We start from the raw sequence: 23,205 nt of genomic DNA, 5'->3' as shown, positions 1-23,205 counted from the left end.
TCACATTTTTATTCCTGAATCCGTATCATTACAGACAGTCAGCTCAAAATGGTTTCTGTTTGTTTTTATAAGCCCTTCTTTTTGCAGCTTTGATATCTCCGAAGACATTGCCGCACGGTCAATGCAAAGATAATCTGCCAGCTGCTGCCGGTCAAAAGGAATATCAAAGGATAACGATGCCTGTCTGATAGATACCGACGACAGATAGGACAGCAGCTTATCCCTTGTCGTTCGCTTGCCAACATGTGTGATCTTATCGTTGAGGATCAGGATCTTATTTGCCAGGACACCGACCAGGTTACGGATCAGCTTCTGATGATGGTCACATACTGTTGGGCAGGAAACCAGAAGCCTTTGAACATTTAATAAAATAATCTCACAATCTTCGTCTGCTACCACACTGACATTCAGAACAGCTCCCGGACTTGCTGCATATGGTTCACCAAAAAAATCTCCTGCATGACATTTTGACAGAATATTCCGATGTCCCCACAGGTCTTCCTGAATAACAAGAACACAGCCTAACACCACAAGTCCCATTACTTCGGTAGATTCTCCGGCTCTGAAAATATAAGAATCCCGTTTTCTGGAGATCGTTGCTGCATTTACACAATGCAGTATGGATAATATCTCATTATCAGTAAGACCTTTAAAGAAAGGGCTCGTTCTTAGAATGGGTAAATATTTTTTCAAAATTAATCCTCCTGTTGGAAATCAAACATACACGTTGTAATTATTATACTATACTCCTAACAGAAACCAAGGATAAATACTACTGACCGAGGATAAAATAATAAGAAAGATCCTTCGGAAAAATCACAGAATAAAAGGAGAATACAATAATGGATAAAAAAATGTTTTGTTTCCAGTGTGAACAGACAGCCGGATGTACCGGCTGTACAGGAAATGCCGGTGTCTGCGGAAAAAAAGCAGATACAGCGAAATTACAGGATGAGTTAACAGGTGCATTGATCAGTCTGGCTAAAGCTGCCGACAGCACGGAAACTATTTCAAAAAGGACCGGACAGATCATAATCGAAGGACTGTTTACTACAGTTACAAATGTAAGTTTTGACAATGCAGCAATCGAAAATATGATACAAAAAGTCAGAGCTGAAAAAGAAAGACTGGTTCCTGACTGCAGAACAGAGGAATATGATCTTCAGCAGCTGTGGAATGCCAATGAAGATATCCGCTCCTTGAAGTCTCTTATTCTCTTTGGTATCCGCGGAATGGCTGCCTATGCCTATCATGCAAATGTTCTGAATTATGAAGATGCCGAAGTGAATCAGTTCTTCTGCGAGGCATTATCTAAGATCGGTTATGAAGAAAGCACAGAAGCACTGCTTTCCACAGTACTCAAAACAGGAGAGATCAATCTGAAGTGCATGGCACTTCTTGATAAGGCAAATACAGAAACCTATGGAACACCAGAGCCAACTGATGTTACACTTACGGTAGAAAAAGGGCCTTTTATTGTCGTGACCGGACATGATCTGAAAGATCTGCAGCTTTTACTTGAACAGACTGAGGGAAAAGGAATCAATATCTATACACATGGTGAAATGCTCCCTGCACATGCCTATCCATTCTTAAAGAAATACTCTCACCTGAAAGGCAATTTCGGAACTGCATGGCAGAATCAGCAGAAAGAGTTTGACCATCTTCCGGCCCCGATCCTCTACACTACCAACTGTCTGATGCCTCCAAAAAGCAGCTACGCTGACAGAGTGTTTACAACAGAAGTGGTTGCCTTCCCGGGAGCTGTCCATATTGACGAGAAGAAAGATTTCACACCGCTTATTGAAAAAGCACTGGAGCTGGGTGGTTACAAAGAAGATCAGATGTTCTCCGGTATCAACGGTGGTAAAAAAGTGACAACTGGTTTTGGTCATGCAGCTATCCTGTCCCATGCAGGTACTGTGGTAGAGGCTGTAAAATCAGGCGCGATCCGCCATTTCTTCCTGGTTGCCGGCTGTGATGGTGCCAAGCCAGGTCGAAACTATTATACGGAATTTGTAAAGCAGACACCTTCTGACAGTATCGTTCTCACCCTGGCATGTGGAAAATTCCGTTTCAATGATCTCGATCTGGGAGAGATCGGTGGTCTGCCACGACTGATGGATATGGGTCAGTGTAATGATGCTTATGGTGCGATCCAGGTTGCTGTGGCACTTGCAGATGCATTTGGATGTTCTGTAAATGAGCTTCCGCTTTCCTTCGTACTCTCCTGGTATGAACAGAAAGCAGTCTGTATCCTGTTAACCCTCCTGCATCTGGGTATCAAAAATATCCGTCTTGGTCCTTCTCTTCCGGCGTTCCTTTCTCCTAATATTCTGAACTTCCTGGTTGAAAATTATGGTATTGCACCTATCACCACACCGGAAGAAGATATCAAAGCACTGATGAACCAGTAAAATAAATTTTTCAAAGCCTTTACAAAATCAACAAAGCCGATACAGGATTCCAAAAGTCCTGCATCGGCTTTATTTACAGGTCTGAAGACTCGGATCAGCCGACAACACTTTTAAACATGTGCAGCGATATTCTGATGGAGTTAAATGATAACGTTTTTTAAACAATCTGCAAAAATAATCAACGTTATGAAATCCGCTTTCATAAGCGATCGTTTTTACTTTTTTATTCGTATTTTTCAATAACCAGGAAGCTGCCTGAAGTCGATATCCTATCAGATAATTAACCGGTGTAGTATGTAAAAAACGGTGGAACAAATTAAGTGCAGTACTTTTGCTGATTCCTATATGCGAAGCAATTTCATCCAGAGACAAATTGCGATTATAGTTTTCATGTATATATTGCATGATCAACTGCACTCTTTTCTGTGCAACTTCATCCACTGTCTGTACATCTCCTTTATCAGATAACTTTACATTTTCATAAAAAGTCAGCCATAAATCCTGCAGCAATGCCAAAGTAGCAAGTTCTTTTATTTTCTCATTCCTCTGTATTTCCATTATTTTTATCATAGTTTGTATAATCTTTGTTTGCCATAGTTCATCAGGCTGAAAACGCTGGAAATATATATTCGATGAAATGATTGGCAAGATATATTTCTTATAGATCAGGCTGTTCTCCGGCGCAATAAATTCCGGCATACATACAAAGTTAGGAATGATACCACCTGATGATGCGTAAAAGCGGTGCAATATTTTAGAATTAATAAAAATTGCTTCTCCTTCTGACAATATAATCTGTTTTTCTCCTATTCCGCATGTAACTTGTCCGGACTCGACATATAAAAACTCAAATTCTCTGTGCCAGTGCCACTCAATACAATGAAAATCAAACAATTCCAGATTATCATAATAATACTGGAATGGATAATCACTGCTTCCATGCTGTTTAATTTCCATGAACTCCTCGTCTGTAAGTATTTTATTATAATCCATCCCATATCACGTTCTTTCTTTTTTACGATATTATACAGTATTTCTATAATTTAATTCAATGTATATATCTGATATTTGCTATATAATCAAGTAAAAAAAGGAAAGAGGTATTCTTATGATTTTTAAATGGATGAATGAAAGTGAGATCAACATTGAGGGCGACAAAATTGAAATAACCGCACCACCCAGAACAGACTTTTTTGTGGAAGTATTGATGAATGTGAAGATTGAACATAAAACTGTTAAAAACATTAGAAGAGGAAAATAAAAAATGAATGCTGTAAAAAAAACTAACTACCATAAGACAAAAATAGCCTGTTATATGGGATTTATCACACAGGCTATTGCGGCAAACTTCACACCGCTTCTTTTTTTGAAATTTCACAGTGACTACCATATTTCTCTCGGTAACATTGCTCTGATATCCACTTTCTTCTTTTTCACACAGCTTCTGGTTGATCTGTTCTGTGCCAAATTCGTAGATCATATCGGATATCGTGTGTGCATTGTTGCATCAGAAATATTTGCTGCATTGGGTCTGCTTGGACTGGCATTTTTACCTGATTTTTTACCTGATCCTTTTATTGGAATTATATGTAGTGTTATTGTTTATGCCATCGGAAGCGGTTTAATAGAAGTACTTTGCAGTCCTATTATCGAGGCCTGTCCGTTTGAAAACAAAGAAGCAACTATGAGTCTGCTCCATTCATTTTACTGTTGGGGAGCTGTTGGGACAATTTTGATTTCCAGCTTATTTTTCCTGATATTTGGAATAGACAGTTGGAAGTGGCTCGCCGTAATATGGGCAATCATTCCTGCAATTAATACTTATAACTTCATGACCTGTCCCATCGAATCTCTGGTTGACAATGGTTCTGGAATGGAAATTAAGGATCTGTTTTCCAAGCCATTTTTCTGGGTTGCAATATGTCTGATGATCTGTTCCGGAGCTTCTGAACTTGCAATGGCTCAATGGGCATCTGCTTATGCAGAATCAGCACTGGGATTATCAAAAGCTCTGGGAGATCTAACAGGTCCATGTATGTTTGCAGTAACAATGGGAATCAGCCGTATAATTTTTGGTAAATATGGAGAACAGTTAGATTTAATAAAGTTTATGAGTGGTTCAGGCATATTATGCGTTGTCTGTTATCTGCTTACTGCTTTGTCATCCAACCCGATCATCGGACTGATCGGTTGTATTGCATGTGGATTTTCAGTTGGAATCATGTGGCCTGGAACCATCAGTATTTCCTCAAAAACTTTTCCAACAGGTGGAACGGCTATGTTCTCTCTTCTTGCCATGGCAGGAGATTTAGGTGGCAGCATTGGACCTGGAATTGTTGGTCGTATCACTCAGAATGCTGGAAATAATATTAAGATCGGCATGGGATTCGGACTTATTTTTCCAGTAATTCTATTGTTTATGTTATTCCTGCTGTATCGGAAGAAGATATCAAAGCACTGACTTATTGATTGTAATTATATTTTTTCACTCTGCAAACCCGGAAGCTGTATCATCACTTTGTTGCCAGATACTATAGACCTGATACAACATTGATCGGATCCTCTTCCATAAACTTCTTTATATTATCCGCCAGAATAGAAACCAGCCGCTGTCTTGTTTCAAGTCCTTTCCATCCCATATGCGGCGTCAAAAGGACATGATCCATAGTATAAAGAGGGTTGGTTTCTTCAGGTGGTTCGGTTTCCTGAACATCAAGTCCGGCTCCTGCAATCGTACCATTTTCCAATGCTTCTATAAGAGCAGCCTCATCAATAAGTGCACCTCTTGAGGTATTAATGATAAACGCTGAGGGCTTCATAAGTGATAAAGCCTCTTTGTTGATCATATGTTTTGTACTTTCCGTCAATGGACAGTGCATGGAAACATAATCACTATTCCTGAGTAATTCCTCAAGCGATACATAGCGGATACCTTTCTCATCCTCTCTCGGTGTCCTGGTATATACAAGTATGTTCATATCCAACGCCTGTGCGATCTGGATAACTTTCCTGCCAATATGTCCTGCACCTATAACACCAAGTGTTTTACCATTTACCTCAACATGCGGAACCTGAAGATTTCTGGTAAAATTGTCATGATTTCCGCATGCCAGCATCTTCATCTGTACCTGCATTGCAGAACTCAGATTTAATATCATCATAATCGCAGTATGTGCCACACGTTCTGTGCTGTATGCCGGGATATTGCAGACTGTAATCCCCTTCTTCCGTGCTGCTTCAAGATCAATATTATTATATCCTGTACCTGCCTCGCAGATCAGTTTAACAGATTCCGGGAATTTCTGTATCATTTCTGCACTCACAGACATCTCCTTTGTTACAATGATATCTGCACCCTGAATACGCTCTGACAGCTGCTGTTCTGTTGTATCATCATATACTGTAACATCAGAAGATAAAACGGAAAAATCCAGCTTCCCATCAAAATTCATTTTCTTTGCATTCAATACCACACATTTATCGTTCATACTATAAATTCCTCCTTAAATTACTTTAGGCTATCGGGATTATACCTCTTTATCAGTCGGCCATGATCTCCGAAGAGCCACATAGGATATTAAAAAGTTTGCAAACCAACCGGCTGGTACAGCAAGCCAGACAAATACAATGCCAAAACGCGGTGCACAGATCAAAGCAACAGACAGGCGGATCGCCAGGTTCACCATATTTGCAATGAGGAACGGGCGCATGATCCCAAGACCACGAAGAACCCCATCGGTTGCCATTTTGATTCCCATAAAGATGAAGAAGTAACCAAGCCATCTCATATAACCCTCGGATACCTGATAGGCCAGGGCAGTTCCATCTTTACCAAGGAATAGCGAGGAAATCTGCGTGTGCAGTGTTTCAATGACTATAAAAGCAAGAACTGCAAAACATACATCTAACACCAGTGCAGCGTGATATCCTTTTTTGATCCGTTCAATTTTCTTTGCGCCAAGATTCTGGGAAACATATGGGGAAACCGCATTGCCAATGGATACAAAAATCAATGAAAAAACATTCTCTACCCGCATCGTCGCCGCATACCCCGCAAGTGCCTGTGTACCGAAGGGATTTACAACAGCCTGTACGATCATCATACCAATGGACACTGTAGACTGCTGAAGAACCGAAGGTACCGCAATTTGAAGCATGGAATGTAACTCCTGCCTGTCAAACCAGTCAAAACGACTTTTATATCGACGCATCCGGCTAAGGAAAAGCAAAAGTGAAAACACCGCAGAAATTCCCTGTGCTATAAGAGTCGCAAGGGCTGCACCAAACACACCGAGACCAAGTCCGGCCACCATCCAGAGATCCATAAAAATATTTAAGATTGACGAAAATATCAGGAGCCCCAGCGGGATTTTTGATTCGCCTATGGAAGTAAACATATTGGAAAGAATGTTATACATAAACAGAAACGGAAATCCCACGAAATAGACCCTCAGATATAACACTGCATCATCCAGTATATCGCCAGGGGTTTGTAACACACTCATCATCCAGTGGGAAAAGCAAAATCCAAAAACCCCAAGGACTATACTTAGAATTAAAAAGCTAAACAAGGATGTTGACACGATGGTCTTCATTTTTCCATACTCCCTGGCACCGAAATAGCGGCTCACCAGCACACCGGCACCGACACCTGCCCCCAGTGCCACACAAATAAAAACATTGGTCAGCGCTGCACAGGCCCCGACAGCTGCAAGTGCGGAGGAACCAACAAATTGGCCGACGATGATAGAGTCAGCCATATTGTATATTTGCTGAAAAAAGCTGCCCAAAATCATTGGCATTGCAAAAACCGTCAGCGCTTTAAGAGGCGCATCTGTGATCAAATATTCATCTTTTGACATTATCATATTCCTCCACAGGTTTCATAATTTCATTTATTGCTACACTGCCCGGCGTTATCAGCTGCAGCTGCAATACGATCTTATCACATATTAAAGATATTAAAGGGTTGCGGCTATAGAAATCAGGCCCCAAAGCTGAGACATTCTCTCAATGAATTTCCCGACCGATCCATTCCATGATCACATTTACAATATATTCCTGCTCCGCTTCTGTCAATTCCCGTCCTTTCGGAATATGATGCCATTTTTCCAGACATCCCCTGCAACAGGTAGCTGTGGCATGCTGGGCTACAAAAACCGGATGCCCTCTCATCGGTGTCTGTTTTCCATCATTTGGTATTTCTGCCGGTGCAAGACGCTTTCTGATAAAATCACAGGCATGCTCACGTACTTTCTCCATTCCCTTTTCTGATACATAACTCCGATCGTTTGCCTTCAGGGAAAAACTGCTTCTGAACTTTGACTGCGACAGGCGTTTCCAGAGATTTCCCTCATAAACTGCCGGTGTCTCACATACCATAGAAGGCTGGATGCTGCCCTTATAGACGATCATCTTCTTACTGTCACTTCCGTTCTCATTTGCGGTCTCGTCTACTGCTTCTTTCAAAAGCTGTGCCTTCACTTCCTGTGCTTCTTTGCTGTCCGGCTGCAGACGTCTTGCCAGACATGTATTTCTGCCAGTTGTCGTTTCATTTTTTATCGCATAATACACAGCTTTCTTCTCTCCGACAAGTACCAGGATCTTTTTCGCCCTGGTCACACCCGTATAAAGGAGATTTCTCTGCAGCATGACAAAATGACTCATGGTAAATGGCATGACAACGATTGGATATTCGCTTCCCTGGGATTTGTGGATCGTTACTGCATAGGCAAGCGCCAGTTCGTCCAGCTCTGTCACATCATAGACTACTTCCCGTTCATCAAACAGAACTGTCAGTTCCCGTTCTTCCACGTCAACTTTTGTGATAGTACCAATATCTCCGTTAAATACTTCCTTATCGTGATCATTCCGGATCTGCATCACCTTATCCTTCAGCCGGTACTGTGTGCCGCCTCTCCGCAGAAAGATCTTTGACGGATTCATGGCTTCCTGCAGCACCTGGTTCAGATTTACTGCCCCACATTCGCCTCTCTGCATCGGAGTCAGCACCTGAATATCCTGCAGTGGATCTACATGATAGTATCTCGGCAGGTTCGTCTTACAATATTGGACGATAGTATCCACCACTTCCTGATTACTCTCTTTGGTGGCAAAGAAAAAGTCGGCATCTTTCCCACCTCTCATATCAATGCCTTCCCCTCTATTGATCCGGTGTGCATTCATGATGATCCGACTTCCCTGTGCCTGACGGAAAATCCGTGTCAGACGAACTACAGGAACACATCCGGAATCAATAATATCTCTGAGAACATTGCCCGCTCCGACACTTGGCAGCTGATCAATGTCGCCTACCAGAATCAGAGACATCTGCTGCGGCAATGCTTTTAAAAGATTATACATCAGCATAATATCGATCATGGAACATTCATCCAGTATCAGCACATCTCCTTCCAGCGGATGTTCTTCATTTTTCTGATAGCCTTCCGGAGGTTTATATTCCAATAACCGGTGAATCGTTTTTGCTTCCATTCCAGTTGCTTCTGACATTCTCTTTGCTGCTCTTCCAGTCGGTGCAGCAAGAATGATCTGACATCCAGCCTGCTTATATGCAGAAATAATTCCCAGAGTTGTTGTAGTCTTTCCGGTTCCAGGTCCACCGGTCAGCACCATGACCTTAGAGGAAACTGCTGTCTTTACCGCCTGCCACTGAATCTCGTCATAAGTAATTTCTGATGAAGCTGCTACTTTCTTCAATATTTCTTCCGTATCCTCAGATTTCTTCTTTCCACAGGACATCAACCGAAGCAGCCGTTTTGCACAGCCACTTTCTGAAAAATAATATGGGGGCAGATAGATTGCTTCCCGATCTTCTGCTTCATCTCTGATCACATCATTCGTGCGGATCATCTCATCCAAGGTGATCTCCAGCTCCGGTTCTTCCACTTCCAGAAGTTCCTTTGCCCTTCCAGTCAGCTGTTCTCTTGTTGTATAACAATGACCTGCTTCTGCCAGCTTATTCAATGTATAAAAAATACCACTGCGCAGACGGACAAATTTGCCTTTGTCAATCCCCATCTTCTGTGCAATGGAATCCGCTGTCTTAAATCCAATTCCCCAGATGTCATCTGCAAGCCGGTATGGGTTCTCCTTTACGATCGCAATGCTCTCACTTCCATATGTCTTGAAAATCTTTGTCGCATGAGAGGTGCTGACCTCATGACTCTGCAGAAAAAGCATGATATTCTTGATCTCTTTCTGCTCCTGCCAGCTTGTTTTGATCCGGTCTACACGTACTTTTCCTATACCTGATACTTTGAGCAGTTCATCTGGTGTCTCTTCAATAACATCCAGTGTATCCTTCCCGAATTTTTCCACAATTCTTTTTGCAAACTTTGGACCAACGCCCTTCACCAGACCGGAACCAAGATATTTTTCGATTCCATATACTGTAGCAGGAAGTGTCTCCTCAAATTTCTCCACCAAAAACTGCCGCCCATATTTGGCATCCATCTTCCACATACCTTCCAGAGACAGCACAGAACCAACATGGGTATCCGGCATCGTGCCAACTACTGTGACAAGATCACTGTAATTCTTCACCGCACATTTCAGAACCGTGTAGCCATTGTCGGCATTCTGATATGTAATTCTTTCAACCACACAACGTAAGTGCTCCATGCCCGTCTCCTTCTCTCATAATTCATCACAAATGACCACGGAATAAATACAACGTCAAAATGCATACCCTTTATTTTCCTGATCTCCGCGCGATATGCTGAAGTAAGTCTCTGGTCTCAACCAAAAATCCACTGTGATTAATGTAAGTAATTTTCATAATATCACCTGTATAAATTAACGCCGGTACCGGATAGCAAATCTTTCTTTGCCATGTTTATTTTTCCTTTTTCGAGCGTTTGTAAATTTCACGACAACAGCATTTCTAATACAGATTTTATCGTATTTTTTAGATTCCGTCCATCCTTTATCCACAGCTGGTAGAAAAATGTGAAATGATACTTTTACAAATTCTATTACTTGTTGTTAGTTCATAATTTATGTATAATCCTGTCTTTGACAGTCCTCTTTCACAGCGTTAATATCCTGCGCCAGTGTCCGTATTTTTCAGGATCTTAATAAGACGGCTTGTTCCAAGACGCTCTGCGCCAAGACTGATAAATTTTTCTGCATCATCGAAAGATGAAATTCCACCTGCTGCCTTTACTTTTACATCTTTTCCAATATATTTCTTCATCAGCTCTACATCTGCAAAAGTTGCTCCCGCTGTAGAAAATCCGGTAGAAGTTTTGATAAATTCTGCTCCTGCATTTGTAACGATCGCACACATTTTAATTTTCTCTTCTTCGGTGAGAAGACATGTCTCAATGATAACTTTGAGGATTCTTCCATCACAAGCTTCATGGATCGCACGAATCTCATTCTCTACTTCCTCATATCTTCCATCCTTTAAAAATCCGATGTTAATAACCATATCGATTTCTGAAGCACCATTTGCAATGGCGTCTTTTGTTTCAAATACCTTTACAGCAGTTGTATTATATCCGTTCGGGAAACCGATCACTGTACAAATCGGAAGTTTTCCCGCTACATATTCCGCTGCCTGTTTTACGTAAGCAGCCGGAATACATGCAGATGCAGCCTCATATTTCATGGCATCATCCAGGATTCCTCGAATATCATCCCATGTTGCAGTCTGTCCAAGTAATGTGTGATCCACCTTTTTTAATATATCTTTTTTATCCATTTTACGTTCCTTTTACTTCAGCTCATCCAGAAGAGAACTTCCAATTGTTCCCTCCGGCATCTTAACTTCAAAATTATCTGCGATCGTTGCACCGATTACTGCAAAAGTATTCTGATCTTCCAGTTTTCCGTATCCCTCCATAGATGGGGAATAAGCAAAAAATGGTACTTTTTCTCTTGTGTGATCAGTTCCTGTATGCGTCGGATCATTTCCGTGGTCAGCTGTAATGATCAGAAGATCATCCTCACGAAGCTCATCAAGAAGTTCACCAAGTTTTACATCAAATCTTTCAAGTTCCTCTGCATATCCCTTTACATTGCGTCGATGTCCCCAAAGAGCATCGAAATCTACAAGATTTACAAAACAAAGCCCCTCAAACTCTCTTTTCGCAATGTCAATTGTCTGCTCCATTCCATGAACAGAGCTTTTTGACTTATTGGACTCTGTCAGTCCCTCGCCGTCAAAAATATCAAAAATCTTTCCAACGGAGATCACATCATAACCTGCATCCTTCAATGCATTAAGCGCAGTTTTTCCGTAGGGCTTCAGTGCATAATCATGGCGGTTGCTGGTACGTTTGAACTCACCTTTTTTCTTACCAAGGTAAGGTCTTGCAATAACACGTCCGACTTTCCACTCATCCCTCATGGTGATATCACGGGCGATCTCACAGCAGCGATACAGTTCATCCAGTCCGAAAGTCTCCTCGTTTCCGCAGATCTGCAATACAGAATCAGCAGATGTGTAAACGATCATATGACCGGTAGCGATTTCTTCCTCAGCCAGTTCATCCAGGATCTCTGTTCCGCTGGAGCTCTTGTTTCCAATTACTTTATGTCCCGTCCTCTTCTCAAGCTCATCGATCAGCTCTTTTGGAAATCCGGTCTCTGTAAAAGTCTTAAACGGTTTTGTGATGTGAAGCCCCATCATTTCCCAGTGTCCTGTCATAGTATCTTTTCCGGTACTGGCTTCTTTTAAAAATGTATAATAACCCATTGGTCGCTCCACTGCTGCAACCTGTTTCAACGGATGAAGATTTGCAATTCCAAGCTTCTGAAGGTTTGGAATCGTAAATTCATCTACATTCTGGGAAATATGTCCCATAGTATCTGTTCCTTCATCTCCGTACTGGGCTGCGTCCGGCATTTCTCCTGCCCCAAAGGAGTCTATTACAATAGTAAATATTCTCTTATATTTCTTCATAATTCTTTGTCTCCTTTCTGTTGTCTTACTTATGGGTCTTACATATTTACAACAACTTTTGTTACTAATTCCTTGAAGGATTTCGCTACGCGGTCTGCTGTTTCCTGCACTTCTTTATGGTTAAGCTCTTTTTGGGAAATTCCTGCTGCCATATTTGTGATGCAGGAAATTCCACAGATTTCCATTCCCATGTGCCGGGCAGCCATAGCTTCGCATGCGGTGCTCATTCCAACTGCATCTCCACCCCATCTCTGTGCAAGTCTTACTTCTGCAGGAGTCTCATAATTTGGTCCTGTAAACTGTACATAAACACCTTCCTGAAGTTTGATGTCACATTCTTTTGCACATTTGCGGATCACATCCTGAAGACGGCGGCTGTATACCTCACTCATATCCGGAAATCTGGTTCCCAGCTCATCCATGTTCGGTCCTATCAGAGGGCTTGGAACTCCCGTTGTAATGTGATCTGTGATCATCATGAAATCTCCCGGTTTATAGGAAGGATTAGCTCCTCCTGCTGCATTAGTGAGAAGGATTTTTTTCGCACCGAGCATTCCCATAAGACGCGTTGGAAGAACAACATCTGACATTGCGTATCCTTCATAATAATGAACACGTCCCTGCATGATTACAACCGGTGTTTTCTCCACATACCCAAACACAAAACGTCCCTTATGCCCTTTTACAGTAGAAACCGGAAATCCCTCGATGTCCGTATAGTCGATGGTCTGTTCAATCTGAATTCCATCTGCAAAATCTCCAAGTCCGGATCCAAGGATCAGTGCAACTTCTGGTTTGAAATCAATTTTCTTTCTTACGCTTTCCAGGCATGTCATTAATTTTTTATACATGATTACCTCTTCCTTTCTTTTGGGTGTTGTCATTATATTTATGTTTTTTCATAAAGGCAATTCCTCTGCAATGGTCTTTCCAATGCCCTGCGCGCCTCCCGTCACAATCACTACCTTATTGTTAAACTCCATATAAAATCCTCCCCAAAAATCCGCTTTCTATTTCTGTTGCCACAACATTGTGTATTCTTTTTCACCAGTAGCATCATCGAATCCTTCGCACTGAATATCGAACCCTTCTCTTTGGTAAAAAGAGATGGCTCTGGCATTCTTCTGGTATACGTTTAATCGCAATCTAACTTTTTTATTCTTGATATACTCTAATAAAAGTTTACCTATACCACATGACTGCATTTCATCAGAAACAAAAATACCTTCCATGTATTCGTTACTTAATCCGACAAATCCCTGAATCATTTTATCATCTTCATACACATAGACTTCCGCTTGTAACATCATTTCTTTCACTAATTCATAATTACTTGTCCAATATTGCCCAGGAATAAAATAATGTGCTTTTAAATTAGTCTTTAACCATATGTCAGCGACTCTATCAATATCTATGTTCTGCATCTTTCTGATCATAACAAATATTCTCCATCAACTTTGATTTCTCTGTAACAACCAATCAGCTATATCGTGAATCTCAACCAGAACCACAACCAAAATCTAATATCCTTGAACCTACCGGAAGCATTTTAGTGAACCGCTCCTGTACAACCGTAAAATCTACCAAACGAGTCCCCTGGACAAACATATCCACATTTTGATTATAATATTCTATCGTTTTGTCCAGGTCTGCAGGAGCGGTGTCACACCACCCATCGTGATAAATGCAACACTGATCTGAAACTGATCACAGCGCAGCAATTCATCCTCCACAGATGAAATAACTTTCTTCCCATCTTCCGGATTATTCGACACAAATGCTGGCTTATACGCCAGATTTGCTGCCACAGAACCATTTATATAAGCAGCATTTAAGCCGCTTTTCAATTCATTGATCACATTCGCATCCATTAATGTAGATCTCCCTCTCGTTTCGTGGTGAACAAAACAAAATACTCTGCTTTATTATACCTTATGGGAGAGGGTTTGTCATTGAAATCTCCAGGAAGCAAGCGTGGCAAAGGCACCCGAAAGTAACGATAGCAACAAAAAAACAGTTCCGGACATACTGAGGTTAATCAGTGTATCTGAACCTGTCTTTTCTATGGTCTTTCCAATGAATAGCTGGGCTGGCTTTTCCTTGGAATGGATTATTTAATTGTAAAAAATTCCCGTGAAATGATTTATAAAATAGGTAATTTTACAAAGTCTATTACTTGTTGTTAGTTCATAATTTATGTATAATAAAATTAATATAAGAAATACACACTCAGCATGCGGCCTGGAACATAAATAATCCGCAAGTTTAGCGATATACGAGGAGGAAATTCTCATGGGTAAACAATCCACCAGGGAAAACAAAACAATTTACCAGCTTTGCCGAGAAGCGGCAGGACTTACAAGAGCAGAAGCCAGTGAAAGAATGGATGCTGTCTCTGATTCAAAAATTGAAAAATTTGAATATGAAACACAAGAACCTACGCCTTATGATATCCTCCAGATGGCAGATGCCTATAAAAGACCAGATCTTTGCAATTATTATTGCTCTCACAAATGCGAAATCGGCTATCGTTATGTTCCAGAAATAGAAATGACCGATCTGTCAAATATCATTTTGGAGACAATTGCCAGTCTAAATGAAATCAATCCTCTTACCGGTCGTCTGATCCAGATTGCCCGTGACGGTAAGATCAGCGATGATGAAATGAAAGATTTTGCTTATATCAGTAAAAAACTTGATGAAATTTCTTTAGCCATAGACTCCTTGAATCTTTGGGTAGATAAAACAGCTGGAGAACAGGAGCTCAATCTTGAACTCTTAAATGCCGAAAAAGAAAAATTAAAATAATCCATAACACCACGAAAGGATTACGACTATAGAATAACACCAACCGCAGTCGGTGTCTTTAAAGTTGAATTAATCTATAGAAACTGCTATCATATTTTTATCAGAATTTTCCAGGTAAAGGAGGACATGAGTGGATCATGAACGTAATGCCCATTTCCGAAATCATCGAAAAAGTAACCATGATTTGCAAAAAAAATAATGTAAAGCGCCTTGATTTATTTGGTTCCTTCGCCACAGGCACTGCGACCCCCACCAGTGATATTGATTTTGTAGTATACGGCTGTGATAATCTAATGCAGTTAGAAGATGATCTTCAGCAGATTGAAACGCTAAGGAAAATTGATATTTTTGACTTTGACAGTATAAAAAATGAGTATTTATTGGAGGATATAAAAAAATATGGAAAACAAATTTATTAACCGCTATAACACTTTCTGTAAAAGTCTCTCCAATCTTGCCAAAAGCAAAACAGCCGACTCCAAGACCGATTTTGTTCTCGAAGGAACTGTTCTCAATTTCAGTCTTACTTTCGACATCTCCTGGAAAGTTATGAAAGATATTCTGATCAAAAAAATGGGAATTCTTGATTTTGCAGTTGGCTCTCCACGCGAAACTCTGCAGCAGGCATTTACCAATGGTATTATTGATGATGACACCTGGCTGCAAATGCTGAAATCCAGAAATCATTTGTCTCATGATTACGATGGTACTTTCGCCGCAGAGAAATTTCAGGACATTATAAATATTTATTATCCTCTTTTTGAAAAATTCAAAAACGATGTTGCGAAATATTATAAGCAGTAAACTGTGTTTCGTAGAAGGATCACCTTCAGACTATTTTGTTTATTATAGCCCGAAGGTGATTTTAAAATTGTCAATATACATCCGCTTTATTAGATTTTCCAACCAAATTTACGGCAGGATCTCAAGCCAGTAGCCATCTGGATCTACAATGAAATAGATTCCCATTGCTTCATTTTCGAAACAAATGCATCCCATCTCTTCGTGCTTTTTGTGCGCTGCTTCGTAATCCTCTGCCTGAAATGCCAGGTGAAATTCGCATTCACCCAGATTATATGGCTGTGGATGATCTTTAAGCCAGGTAAGCTCCAACTCAAAATCACTTACATTGTTGCTCAGATACACAATGATAAAATCATCGGTAGTCGTTCTTCTCACTTCGTGCAGATCAAGGGCCTCGTTGTAAAATTTAATAGATCGGTCCAGATCTGATACATTGTAGTTTTCATGAATCATCTTAAATTTCATAATTCTTCTCCTTTTGTACATTCTGTGTTTTTAATACGTGACTTATATTGCGGATATTCAGTAATAAACCGCTTAATTACATTGGCATCATTCCAGTAATGCATTGGAAAAATGACATTGCAATCTATATTTTTAAGAAAATACAGGATCCCATCAGCATAGTGATCTCCCTGTCTCGGATCTAGGGGGACAAATGCAGCGTCAAAATGCATACCTTTGATTTTCCTGATCTCCGCATGATATGCTGAAGTAAGTCTCTGGTTGTCAGCTTTCGGCTCGCCATCCCAATACCAGTCGTTTAAATCACCGGCATGATAAATGGTGCCTTCTTTTGTTTTAACGATAAATGCTACACCACTATCGTTAGATAGCAATGTATCGACTTTGGTATCATTATCCAGATTATAAGTTTGATCATGATAAACATATGTGATCTTCATATCCGACAAATGATTCCTTTTTCGTATATCATTCGCCAGAACTGCCTGATACGTCATCCCCATATCATCAAGGATCCCAAAGATTTGTGGGTTAAAATGATCCTTATGGAAGTGACTGCAAAAGATGATTACCTCTTTTTTCTTGTCAAGATACGGTAATTCACCCTTGAAATAATCAAAAATATAGTAGCAATCTCTGGTTTCAACCAAAAATCCACTGTGGTTAATGTAAGTAATTTTCATGATATCACCTGTAATAGTATTTAAAAGATCGATTGCCATAAAATAAACAGCCTTTGCGATTTCTTCCGGTTCTACAATACGACCGATTGGACTATTCTTGTTCCTCGTTTCTTTTTTGATCAACGGCTTATGATTATTACTTTACCGTATCAAAGTTTTCCTATAAAATTTTAACAGCTATTTCTGACATTGTCCACATTTTTAAAAAACAATTCCTATACCAGTTTTCATTCGATGTAACTATCATTCCAGCTTTTTTTATTAATCATCATAATGATTCCTGTCTCCCAGGAAATTCCTGTCACTGTGTCCAGTCTTGCGACCGCTGTCATCATAATGATTCATTCCGCCAGAGAATCCCGGTCTTGTTTCTCCAACCTTGTGGCCTCTACTGTCATAATGATTCATCCAGTTCTGCAATCCGTACACCATCTTTATCTGCTTTAATGTGCTTCGCCACGATATCCATCGCAATCTTACACAGATACATATTCGTTCCGATTCCAGCAGTTGCCGTTATACCTGTCGTTTTCAGCACATCCTGTATCATGGTCATTGCAAGTTCTCTTGCTGTCATATTATAAGTATGCAGATAATCCGTTACATCCATAAATACTTCGTCGATCGAATACGGGAAAATATCTTCCGGCGCAATATATTTCAGATAAATACTGTAAATTCTGGTGCTGTATTCCAGATAGAGAGCTATCCGGGGAGGAGCAACAATATAATCTATCTCCAGTTCCGGATTGGTATCTAATTCTGTGCTGTCATCAGAGGCTCCGATAAAAGTTCTGTTCGGCACTTTCCACCTGCAGGCGCTGTTGGCTTCTTTTACTTTTTGAACAACCTCAAATAAACGAGCCCTTCCTGGTATCCCATAACACTTTAAGGCTGGCGATACCGCAAGACAGATTGTCTTTTCTGTTCTGCTTTTATCTGCAACCACAAGATTGGTCGTCAAAGGATCCCGATTCTCCTGTGTTCTGTTTCTAATTCTTATTTATCCTGCCCGGAAAACTTTCTCATCATAACAATCCGCTCAAGGATTTCCTGCCTGAATTTTTCAACATCATTCGTCCGTTTGCGCACACCAGCTGCTGCAGCATGTCCACCTCCGCCTAACGTCTGCAGAAGTTCGTTTACATTGATCCATTTTCCATCAGATCAGAAGGAACAACGCCAGCGATTTTCTTCCTCATACATGGTAAAACATCCTGTTTCTTACTTCCACGCCTTCCAGATATCCGGCTGATATCCAAGAGTGGATTGTTTTCCATTACGGACAACCGGTGTCTTAATCACCTGCGGGTTTTCCAGCACCTTCATTGCCATATGTATCATTTTCTCAAAAGACACTCTGAAATGCTCATCATCTTCTGCTGTTCGTTTTCGTGGGCCTTTTAAGTGATTCTTTCCGGATGCCCTTCGTGCCTTCTTATTCAGATGCCGTTCCATAAGCATCTGGTCAATATTCTCATTGGTATACCATTTCCCGGATTGATGAATCGCATACGCATTTTTTCCTAATGCCATTGCCGCAACTCCATAATCCTGTGATACAACAATATCGCCTTTATGGCAAATGCTGATCAGTTTATAATCCACGGCATCTGCATCAACAAAAATCTGCATATCTTCTCCTTTAATTACACATAAATGGCGTACGAACCTCGATGAGATTACCACTCGGATCATACAGCCTTACAAGCTTCTGCCCACCTGCAAGTTCTGTCAGTTCAGTGGCATATCGGACGAAATACTTACCAGATTCATATTTTGCAAGCAATCCATCTATATCAAAATCCTCGAAATACAATTCCATCATGTTATTGAATGGCGTAGAAGTTTCATTCAATGTTTTCCCCCATACGTCGGCATCCTGCAAAACAAGTCCCTCCGATAAGATCACATTACCTTCATTCTTAAGAATCACTTGCAGTCCAAATAAGTCCCTATAAAACTCTATGGATTTTTCTATATCATCCACCACGATCAGTACGTTTTTTAACATGTCAGACACCTCGCAATCCGCTTTGAGTCAAGCGAATATTCGCAATCCTCATGCGGTTAAATAATCTTTCCGGACAAATGATCAATTTCATGCTGGCAGATCTGTGCTGTCCATCCTGACAATTTCTGGCGCTGTTTTTTCCATTTGAAGTCATAATACTCTACTTCTATTTCCTGGTATCTGGTCGTCTTACGAACACCATCCAGCGACAGACAGCCTTCTTCTGTCTCATACATGTCACGTTTTGAAACAATCACCGGATTGAACATCACAACATTTATGAATCCCATATTCACAATGATGATATTCTTCTTTACACCAATCATGTTCGCCGCCATACCAACACAACGTTCTCTGTTCGCCTGCAGCGTATCCTGCAGATCCTTTCCAACCTGGATGTCAGCTTTCGTGGCCGGTTCAGATGGCTGGCCTAAGAAGAAAACATCTCTTACTATTTGTTTTACCATTTACTTTCTCCTGTACTCTAATTCTTATCTATCTTGACCAGAAATCTTTCTCGTCATAACAATTCGCTCAAATATTTCCTGTTCCTCTTTCATTATTCCAATATTTTATTATCTAACACCACTTTACAACTTTTTCATAAAAAAATATCGTACAGGACTTTCTGATGTATAATGAATTTGACCCAAAACATTACAAAGGAAAGTGACCCTGTACGACAAAAACATTATACAACGAAAAAACACTGATTGGTAGACTTCATCAATATTTTTTGATTTATTTTGAAACTTTTTCTGTTCCGACAGCAGATACCTTATTTCTGCTGATATTATCCATACTGACCTTGTGTTATAACCTTTCATCTGCCAGTCCTCCTTGGATTTTTCTTCTTTTTTGATGTTATCATCTTACAATAAATGGCTGTGCGAAAATCCCGACAACCAACTGGTTTTATGGCGGGAATAATTGGGTCCTATGGCAGATTAAACGCTGATTAAAGGCCTTTAATTGCCAACTAAACTACGAAGAATTCCAAAATCATGCTGCAGATTTGGAGGCTTCCATTCATGCCACCGATAATAAGATTCAACAAACGAGGCTGGCAATTCAAAATCAACAAGTAATTCAGAAACACTGTGAAGTCTATCGGGCCTGTCGTGACATCATACGTGCTCAGAATTTGGTATTCACAAACTTCCGTCGGCTGAAAAACTGCAGCGCCAACAGATGGAACTGGAAGAAGAACTGTCCTCAGCAAAAAAAGAAAAGCAGGATCTCCAGAAGCAACAGAATACCCTGCATATAATTGAAAAAATTTTGATGCTATGATCTGCAAAGCTGGTATCAAGGTTCCGGAGAAAGCGCCTTCACCAAGAATCTTGAGCTCTTAAATGCCAAAAAAGAAAAATTAAAATAAGCCATAACGCGACGAAAGGCAATGAACCATTTCTGACTCATTGCCTTTTCCTTTACATACGCTGTAATTGATTGACGATACTTTCTGTTCTTCGAATAGCTTCTTCTACCTGTCTTTTTGCATTATTGATTCGATCCTGGACCACCCAGTCCCCAGTTCTTTGCACTGTTTAAATTCTCTTTTGCTGCCTGAAGACTGTTCAAAGCTCTACGTCCAGCTTCCATTGCTTCTCTTTTTTCTTTTTCAATATCATATCCCACTCGTTTGCTCATCCTGATCGATTATGAATGTGACGTCACCAATGCTATAATGCCACCGACAATCAACAATGGAAAAGCAATGTACATCAGTCCACCTACAACCATACCAATCAATATCACCGGGAAGAAAATAACTGTGCAAAGTAATTTCATAATTCCCCAGGATGCTCTTAACCCAAAAACAAAAAATTTTCCAACAAACCAAATCATACAAATTGCAAATAATAACGATAACATTTTTTTACTCCTTCTGAAACTCATTCTGATATGTGTCTTTCATTTTTTCTGTTCTTTTTCTGCTAAATATTCAGATGTGTTCTTTATGCCAAGCTTATTACTGAATGCCGGATTTTTCTCCATTTTTTCTATTATCCGGATTAATCGAATTCTCTGTGCCGCTTCCATCTGATCACCCCATTTATATTCTGTTTTTTTGTTGATATTGTCACTATAACAAATTTATTTTTCATAATACACATCCACCATGAAGAATTGCATCTTTATATTTCTCGAATTTTGAGAATTCTGTCTTTATATTTCTCTGCACGAATTGTTTCCTATCTATGCTGCCTTTTTTATAATAAGCATATCCGAGCAACATCATAAATTATTATTAAAAGGGAGATTATGCTATGCGAATTAAAAACTTGCAAAATGAAAACAGAAAATATGCGAAAAGTATCGAAAACTTCCATGTGCTTGAATATGTGCAGACGTGAATTACGTGATTCCCAAGATGCACTTGATGTGTTAAAAAAAGCAATCAACATTCTGGGAAAATGACGGAAGCCATTTATCTTGAAGTGTCTGAGAAGACGGAAGCTGCCAAAAAGGCTGGACGTCGGGTTTCCGTCTCCGGAATGTTGAAATTTTTAGGTGTCTCTCGCTCAGGATATCTTGCATGGCTCCACCACGTACCTTCTGATACAGAAAAACGTCGTAAAGCTGTAAAAGCAAAAATACAGGATATTTATGATGATTCCAAGGCTCCTTCGTGACATTCTCCCACCACTTAAATCTTACGATTTTGAAGTGGGGGCTTCCTGCTCGATTACCCTTTAGGGCAAAGCTAAAACAGGCTATCCCCGCGTGTCCCGCGGTTTTGTTTTTTATGTTTATCCGGTTACGGATTTTTTTCTTGTGCCGTCAGGCACATTCTTTATAGATTCTTTTTCCTTCTTCACGGATGTTGACTGCTGCATTCACATCCCGGTCCATCCTGTTTCCACATTCACAAACATACATTCTATCCGACAATGCCAGTTCCTTTTTCTTATGTCCGCATACACTGCAGATCTTGCTGGATGCAAAATAACGGTCTACTTTTATAAGATGTTTTCCGCATTCTTCCAGCTTGTATCCCAGCATGAACAGAAACTGACCGTACCCGTTATCCTGCACACCTTTCCCAAGGTGCAGCCCTCCGGACATTCCCTTCAGATTCAGATCTTCCACACATACTGCATCATATCTTTCCGTAAGCTCCCTACTGAGCTTATGCTGGAAATCTTTTCTCTGGTTCTTTATCTTTTCATGACATAAAGCTACCCTTTTTTTCTGTTTCTGATAGTTCCGGCTTTCTTTTTCACAGTGGGAGAGCTTTCTCTGTTCTCTTGCAAGTTTTTTCTCTGCTTTTCTGTAAAACATAGGGTACCCGGCTCTTTCTCCTGTAGAAAATACACACATTCCCTGCATGGCAAAATCGATCCCAAGAAATCTCTCTGCCGGTCTTTTTTCCACTGTTTGGTTCTCACAGCAGAACAAAAGGCTGGCAAAATATTTCCCGGATGGCTCACGGCTCACAGTTACAGACTTCAGTTTCCAGTCTGATGGAATCTGACGGTGAAGTTTTATCCTTATGACGGACATCTTTGGAAGTTTCAGATGGGTATCCTGCAAAAGGATATTTCCGTTTAGTGCATTGGTCGTATATGAATTTCTTGCATGCTTCTTTGATTTATAATGTGGAAATCCACAGGCTGGTTCCCGAAAAAACTTCCGGAACGCACTTTCCAGATGCAGCTGCGCATTCGCCAGGGCAAGGGAATCCACCTCCTTCAGCCATGGATATTCCTTTTTATATCCGGCCGGTGTGTTCCGGAGCATCTTTTTTTCTTTCTGGTAATAGCTGATCTTATCTGCAAGCATCTGGTTATAGATAAAGCGGCTGCAGCCGATTGTTTGCTCTATCTGAACTCTCTGCTCTTTATTTGGATAAATCCTTATTTTTACGGCGCGGTTCATTCTTCTCACCCTGGCTTTCTATATACTGCCGTATCGTTTCAATCGTTGCTCCGCCTGCATTGAGCAGACAGAAGATCTGACCCCAGAATGCATCTTTCATGGTCTAACTCCATTATATTTATCATCCTTTTTCTTATATCGACGGATATGTATTTATGAACTAATTGTTCTTTTTCAGTATACTACATCAAGGAAGGGAGA

Annotated in this window: 28 protein-coding genes and 2 pseudogenes; 7 read left to right on the top strand and 23 right to left on the bottom strand. The window is 40.4% G+C overall.

Features of this window, described 5'->3' with window-relative positions; translation table 11 throughout:
• Positions 1-693: a Crp/Fnr family transcriptional regulator gene (locus V9W66_RS10635; RefSeq protein WP_144092701.1), complete on the bottom strand. Its 693-nt coding sequence runs from the start codon at positions 691-693 to the stop codon at positions 1-3.
• Positions 694-842: 149 nt separating this feature from the next.
• Here V9W66_RS10635 and hcp point away from each other — a divergent pair, with 149 nt between their 5' ends.
• Positions 843-2,417, top strand: coding sequence for a hydroxylamine reductase (gene hcp, locus V9W66_RS10630; protein ID WP_144100413.1), 1,575 nt, complete (start codon positions 843-845; stop codon positions 2,415-2,417).
• Between the two features lie 69 nt (positions 2,418-2,486).
• On the opposite strand, the gene V9W66_RS10625 is transcribed toward hcp, so the two are convergent.
• Positions 2,487-3,374, bottom strand: a complete 888-nt coding sequence (locus V9W66_RS10625) for an AraC family transcriptional regulator (RefSeq protein ID WP_227573957.1) — start codon at positions 3,372-3,374, stop codon at positions 2,487-2,489.
• A 151-nt stretch (positions 3,375-3,525) separates the two neighbouring features.
• Between V9W66_RS10625 and V9W66_RS10620 the strand changes: the two genes are divergently transcribed.
• Positions 3,526-3,678, top strand: coding sequence for a hypothetical protein (locus V9W66_RS10620; protein WP_015526448.1), 153 nt, complete (start codon positions 3,526-3,528; stop codon positions 3,676-3,678).
• A gap of 3 nt (positions 3,679-3,681) precedes the next feature.
• Complete coding sequence (locus V9W66_RS10615) at positions 3,682-4,878, top strand: MFS transporter (protein WP_144100411.1); 1,197 nt, start codon at positions 3,682-3,684, stop codon at positions 4,876-4,878.
• Positions 4,879-4,948: 70 nt separating this feature from the next.
• Here V9W66_RS10615 and V9W66_RS10610 read toward each other — a convergent pair whose 3' ends face one another.
• Positions 4,949-5,905 carry a 2-hydroxyacid dehydrogenase gene (locus V9W66_RS10610; RefSeq protein WP_144094065.1) on the bottom strand — a complete coding sequence of 319 codons (957 nt, stop codon included), beginning with the start codon at positions 5,903-5,905 and terminating at the stop codon, positions 4,949-4,951.
• A 39-nt stretch (positions 5,906-5,944) separates the two neighbouring features.
• Positions 5,945-7,279 (bottom strand): MATE family efflux transporter, encoded by a 1,335-nt coding sequence (locus V9W66_RS10605; RefSeq protein WP_144094064.1) that lies wholly within the window; start codon positions 7,277-7,279, stop codon positions 5,945-5,947.
• 35 nt (positions 7,280-7,314) lie between these two features.
• On the opposite strand from V9W66_RS10605, the pseudogene V9W66_RS10600 reads away from it, so the two are divergent.
• Positions 7,315-7,398: pseudogene (locus V9W66_RS10600) on the top strand (AsnC family transcriptional regulator); the annotation flags it as partial.
• Between the two features lie 29 nt (positions 7,399-7,427).
• Here V9W66_RS10600 and recD2 read toward each other — a convergent pair.
• From recD2 to V9W66_RS10570, 6 genes are all read right to left on the bottom strand, one after another.
• Positions 7,428-10,058, bottom strand: a complete 2,631-nt coding sequence (recD2, locus tag V9W66_RS10595; protein ID WP_144094063.1) for an SF1B family DNA helicase RecD2 — start codon at positions 10,056-10,058, stop codon at positions 7,428-7,430.
• Between the two features lie 415 nt (positions 10,059-10,473).
• A complete protein-coding gene (deoC, locus tag V9W66_RS10590; RefSeq protein WP_144094062.1) occupies positions 10,474-11,142 on the bottom strand; it encodes a deoxyribose-phosphate aldolase in 669 nt (222 codons plus the stop codon).
• A 12-nt stretch (positions 11,143-11,154) separates the two neighbouring features.
• A complete protein-coding gene (locus V9W66_RS10585) occupies positions 11,155-12,345 on the bottom strand; it encodes a phosphopentomutase (RefSeq protein ID WP_015526454.1) in 1,191 nt (396 codons plus the stop codon).
• 38 nt (positions 12,346-12,383) lie between these two features.
• The gene (locus V9W66_RS10580) at positions 12,384-13,196 is read right to left on the bottom strand and encodes a purine-nucleoside phosphorylase (RefSeq protein ID WP_022427082.1); all 813 of its coding nucleotides are present in this window, start codon (positions 13,194-13,196) and stop codon (positions 12,384-12,386) included.
• 159 nt (positions 13,197-13,355) lie between these two features.
• Positions 13,356-13,781: a GNAT family N-acetyltransferase gene (locus tag V9W66_RS10575; RefSeq protein WP_144094061.1), complete on the bottom strand. Its 426-nt coding sequence runs from the start codon at positions 13,779-13,781 to the stop codon at positions 13,356-13,358.
• A gap of 195 nt (positions 13,782-13,976) precedes the next feature.
• Positions 13,977-14,216 (bottom strand): hypothetical protein, encoded by a 240-nt coding sequence (locus V9W66_RS10570; RefSeq protein ID WP_186290061.1) that lies wholly within the window; start codon positions 14,214-14,216, stop codon positions 13,977-13,979.
• 421 nt (positions 14,217-14,637) lie between these two features.
• Here V9W66_RS10570 and V9W66_RS10565 point away from each other — a divergent pair, with 421 nt between their 5' ends.
• The 3 genes from V9W66_RS10565 to V9W66_RS10555 all read left to right on the top strand — a co-directional run bounded on the left by V9W66_RS10565 (position 14,638) and on the right by V9W66_RS10555 (position 15,957).
• Positions 14,638-15,153, top strand: coding sequence for a helix-turn-helix domain-containing protein (locus V9W66_RS10565; RefSeq protein WP_144094060.1), 516 nt, complete (start codon positions 14,638-14,640; stop codon positions 15,151-15,153).
• Between the two features lie 137 nt (positions 15,154-15,290).
• The gene (locus V9W66_RS10560) at positions 15,291-15,572 is read left to right on the top strand and encodes a nucleotidyltransferase family protein (RefSeq protein ID WP_092071024.1); all 282 of its coding nucleotides are present in this window, start codon (positions 15,291-15,293) and stop codon (positions 15,570-15,572) included.
• The gene (locus V9W66_RS10555) at positions 15,553-15,957 is read left to right on the top strand and encodes an HI0074 family nucleotidyltransferase substrate-binding subunit (RefSeq protein ID WP_144094059.1); all 405 of its coding nucleotides are present in this window, start codon (positions 15,553-15,555) and stop codon (positions 15,955-15,957) included. Before V9W66_RS10560 ends, V9W66_RS10555 begins: the two co-directional genes overlap by 20 nt.
• Positions 15,958-16,065: 108 nt before the next feature.
• On the opposite strand, the gene V9W66_RS10550 is transcribed toward V9W66_RS10555, so the two are convergent.
• The 13 genes and pseudogenes from V9W66_RS10550 to V9W66_RS10490 all read right to left on the bottom strand — a co-directional run bounded on the left by V9W66_RS10550 (position 16,066) and on the right by V9W66_RS10490 (position 23,104).
• On the bottom strand, positions 16,066-16,422 hold the full coding sequence (locus tag V9W66_RS10550; RefSeq protein WP_015541530.1) for a VOC family protein: 357 nt from the start codon (positions 16,420-16,422) through the stop codon (positions 16,066-16,068).
• A complete protein-coding gene (locus V9W66_RS10545; protein ID WP_144094068.1) occupies positions 16,419-17,105 on the bottom strand; it encodes an MBL fold metallo-hydrolase in 687 nt (228 codons plus the stop codon). Before V9W66_RS10545 ends, V9W66_RS10550 begins: the two co-directional genes overlap by 4 nt.
• Before the next feature lie 261 nt (positions 17,106-17,366).
• Positions 17,367-17,513 (bottom strand): hypothetical protein, encoded by a 147-nt coding sequence (locus V9W66_RS10540; RefSeq protein WP_243121712.1) that lies wholly within the window; start codon positions 17,511-17,513, stop codon positions 17,367-17,369.
• Positions 17,509-18,087 (bottom strand): annotated as a pseudogene (locus V9W66_RS10535) (DNA methylase); the annotation flags it as partial. The pseudogene V9W66_RS10535 and the gene V9W66_RS10540, both read right to left, overlap by 5 nt.
• 17 nt (positions 18,088-18,104) lie before the next feature.
• Positions 18,105-18,257, bottom strand: coding sequence for a DHHA1 domain-containing protein (locus V9W66_RS10530; protein ID WP_144094067.1), 153 nt, complete (start codon positions 18,255-18,257; stop codon positions 18,105-18,107).
• A gap of 72 nt (positions 18,258-18,329) precedes the next feature.
• Complete coding sequence (locus tag V9W66_RS10525; protein ID WP_330575340.1) at positions 18,330-18,740, bottom strand: DUF188 domain-containing protein; 411 nt, start codon at positions 18,738-18,740, stop codon at positions 18,330-18,332.
• Between the two features lie 10 nt (positions 18,741-18,750).
• Positions 18,751-19,119, bottom strand: coding sequence for a VOC family protein (locus V9W66_RS10520; RefSeq protein WP_144094058.1), 369 nt, complete (start codon positions 19,117-19,119; stop codon positions 18,751-18,753).
• Positions 19,120-19,175: 56 nt separating this feature from the next.
• Entirely contained in the window at positions 19,176-19,586 is a 411-nt protein-coding gene (locus V9W66_RS10515) for a peptide deformylase (protein WP_015526465.1), read from the bottom strand.
• A gap of 1,036 nt (positions 19,587-20,622) precedes the next feature.
• Positions 20,623-20,760 carry a hypothetical protein gene (locus V9W66_RS10510; protein ID WP_243121710.1) on the bottom strand — a complete coding sequence of 46 codons (138 nt, stop codon included), beginning with the start codon at positions 20,758-20,760 and terminating at the stop codon, positions 20,623-20,625.
• 21 nt (positions 20,761-20,781) lie between these two features.
• A complete protein-coding gene (locus V9W66_RS10505) occupies positions 20,782-20,997 on the bottom strand; it encodes a hypothetical protein (RefSeq protein ID WP_015526469.1) in 216 nt (71 codons plus the stop codon).
• Positions 20,998-21,036: 39 nt separating this feature from the next.
• A complete protein-coding gene (locus tag V9W66_RS10500; protein ID WP_015526470.1) occupies positions 21,037-21,165 on the bottom strand; it encodes a hypothetical protein in 129 nt (42 codons plus the stop codon).
• 741 nt (positions 21,166-21,906) lie between these two features.
• The gene (locus tag V9W66_RS10495; protein WP_439362776.1) at positions 21,907-23,004 is read right to left on the bottom strand and encodes an RNA-guided endonuclease TnpB family protein; all 1,098 of its coding nucleotides are present in this window, start codon (positions 23,002-23,004) and stop codon (positions 21,907-21,909) included.
• Complete coding sequence (locus V9W66_RS10490; protein ID WP_207705773.1) at positions 22,967-23,104, bottom strand: hypothetical protein; 138 nt, start codon at positions 23,102-23,104, stop codon at positions 22,967-22,969. The genes V9W66_RS10495 and V9W66_RS10490 overlap by 38 nt, the downstream gene beginning before the upstream one ends.
• Between the last annotated feature and the right edge of the window lie 101 nt (positions 23,105-23,205).

The organism is Blautia massiliensis (ex Durand et al. 2017) (assembly GCF_051861785.1).
GTDB lineage: Bacteria > Bacillota > Clostridia > Lachnospirales > Lachnospiraceae > Blautia_A > Blautia_A luti_A.
Note: the sequence above shows the minus strand (reverse complement) of the source record. Positions and strands in the feature narration are given on the sequence as shown.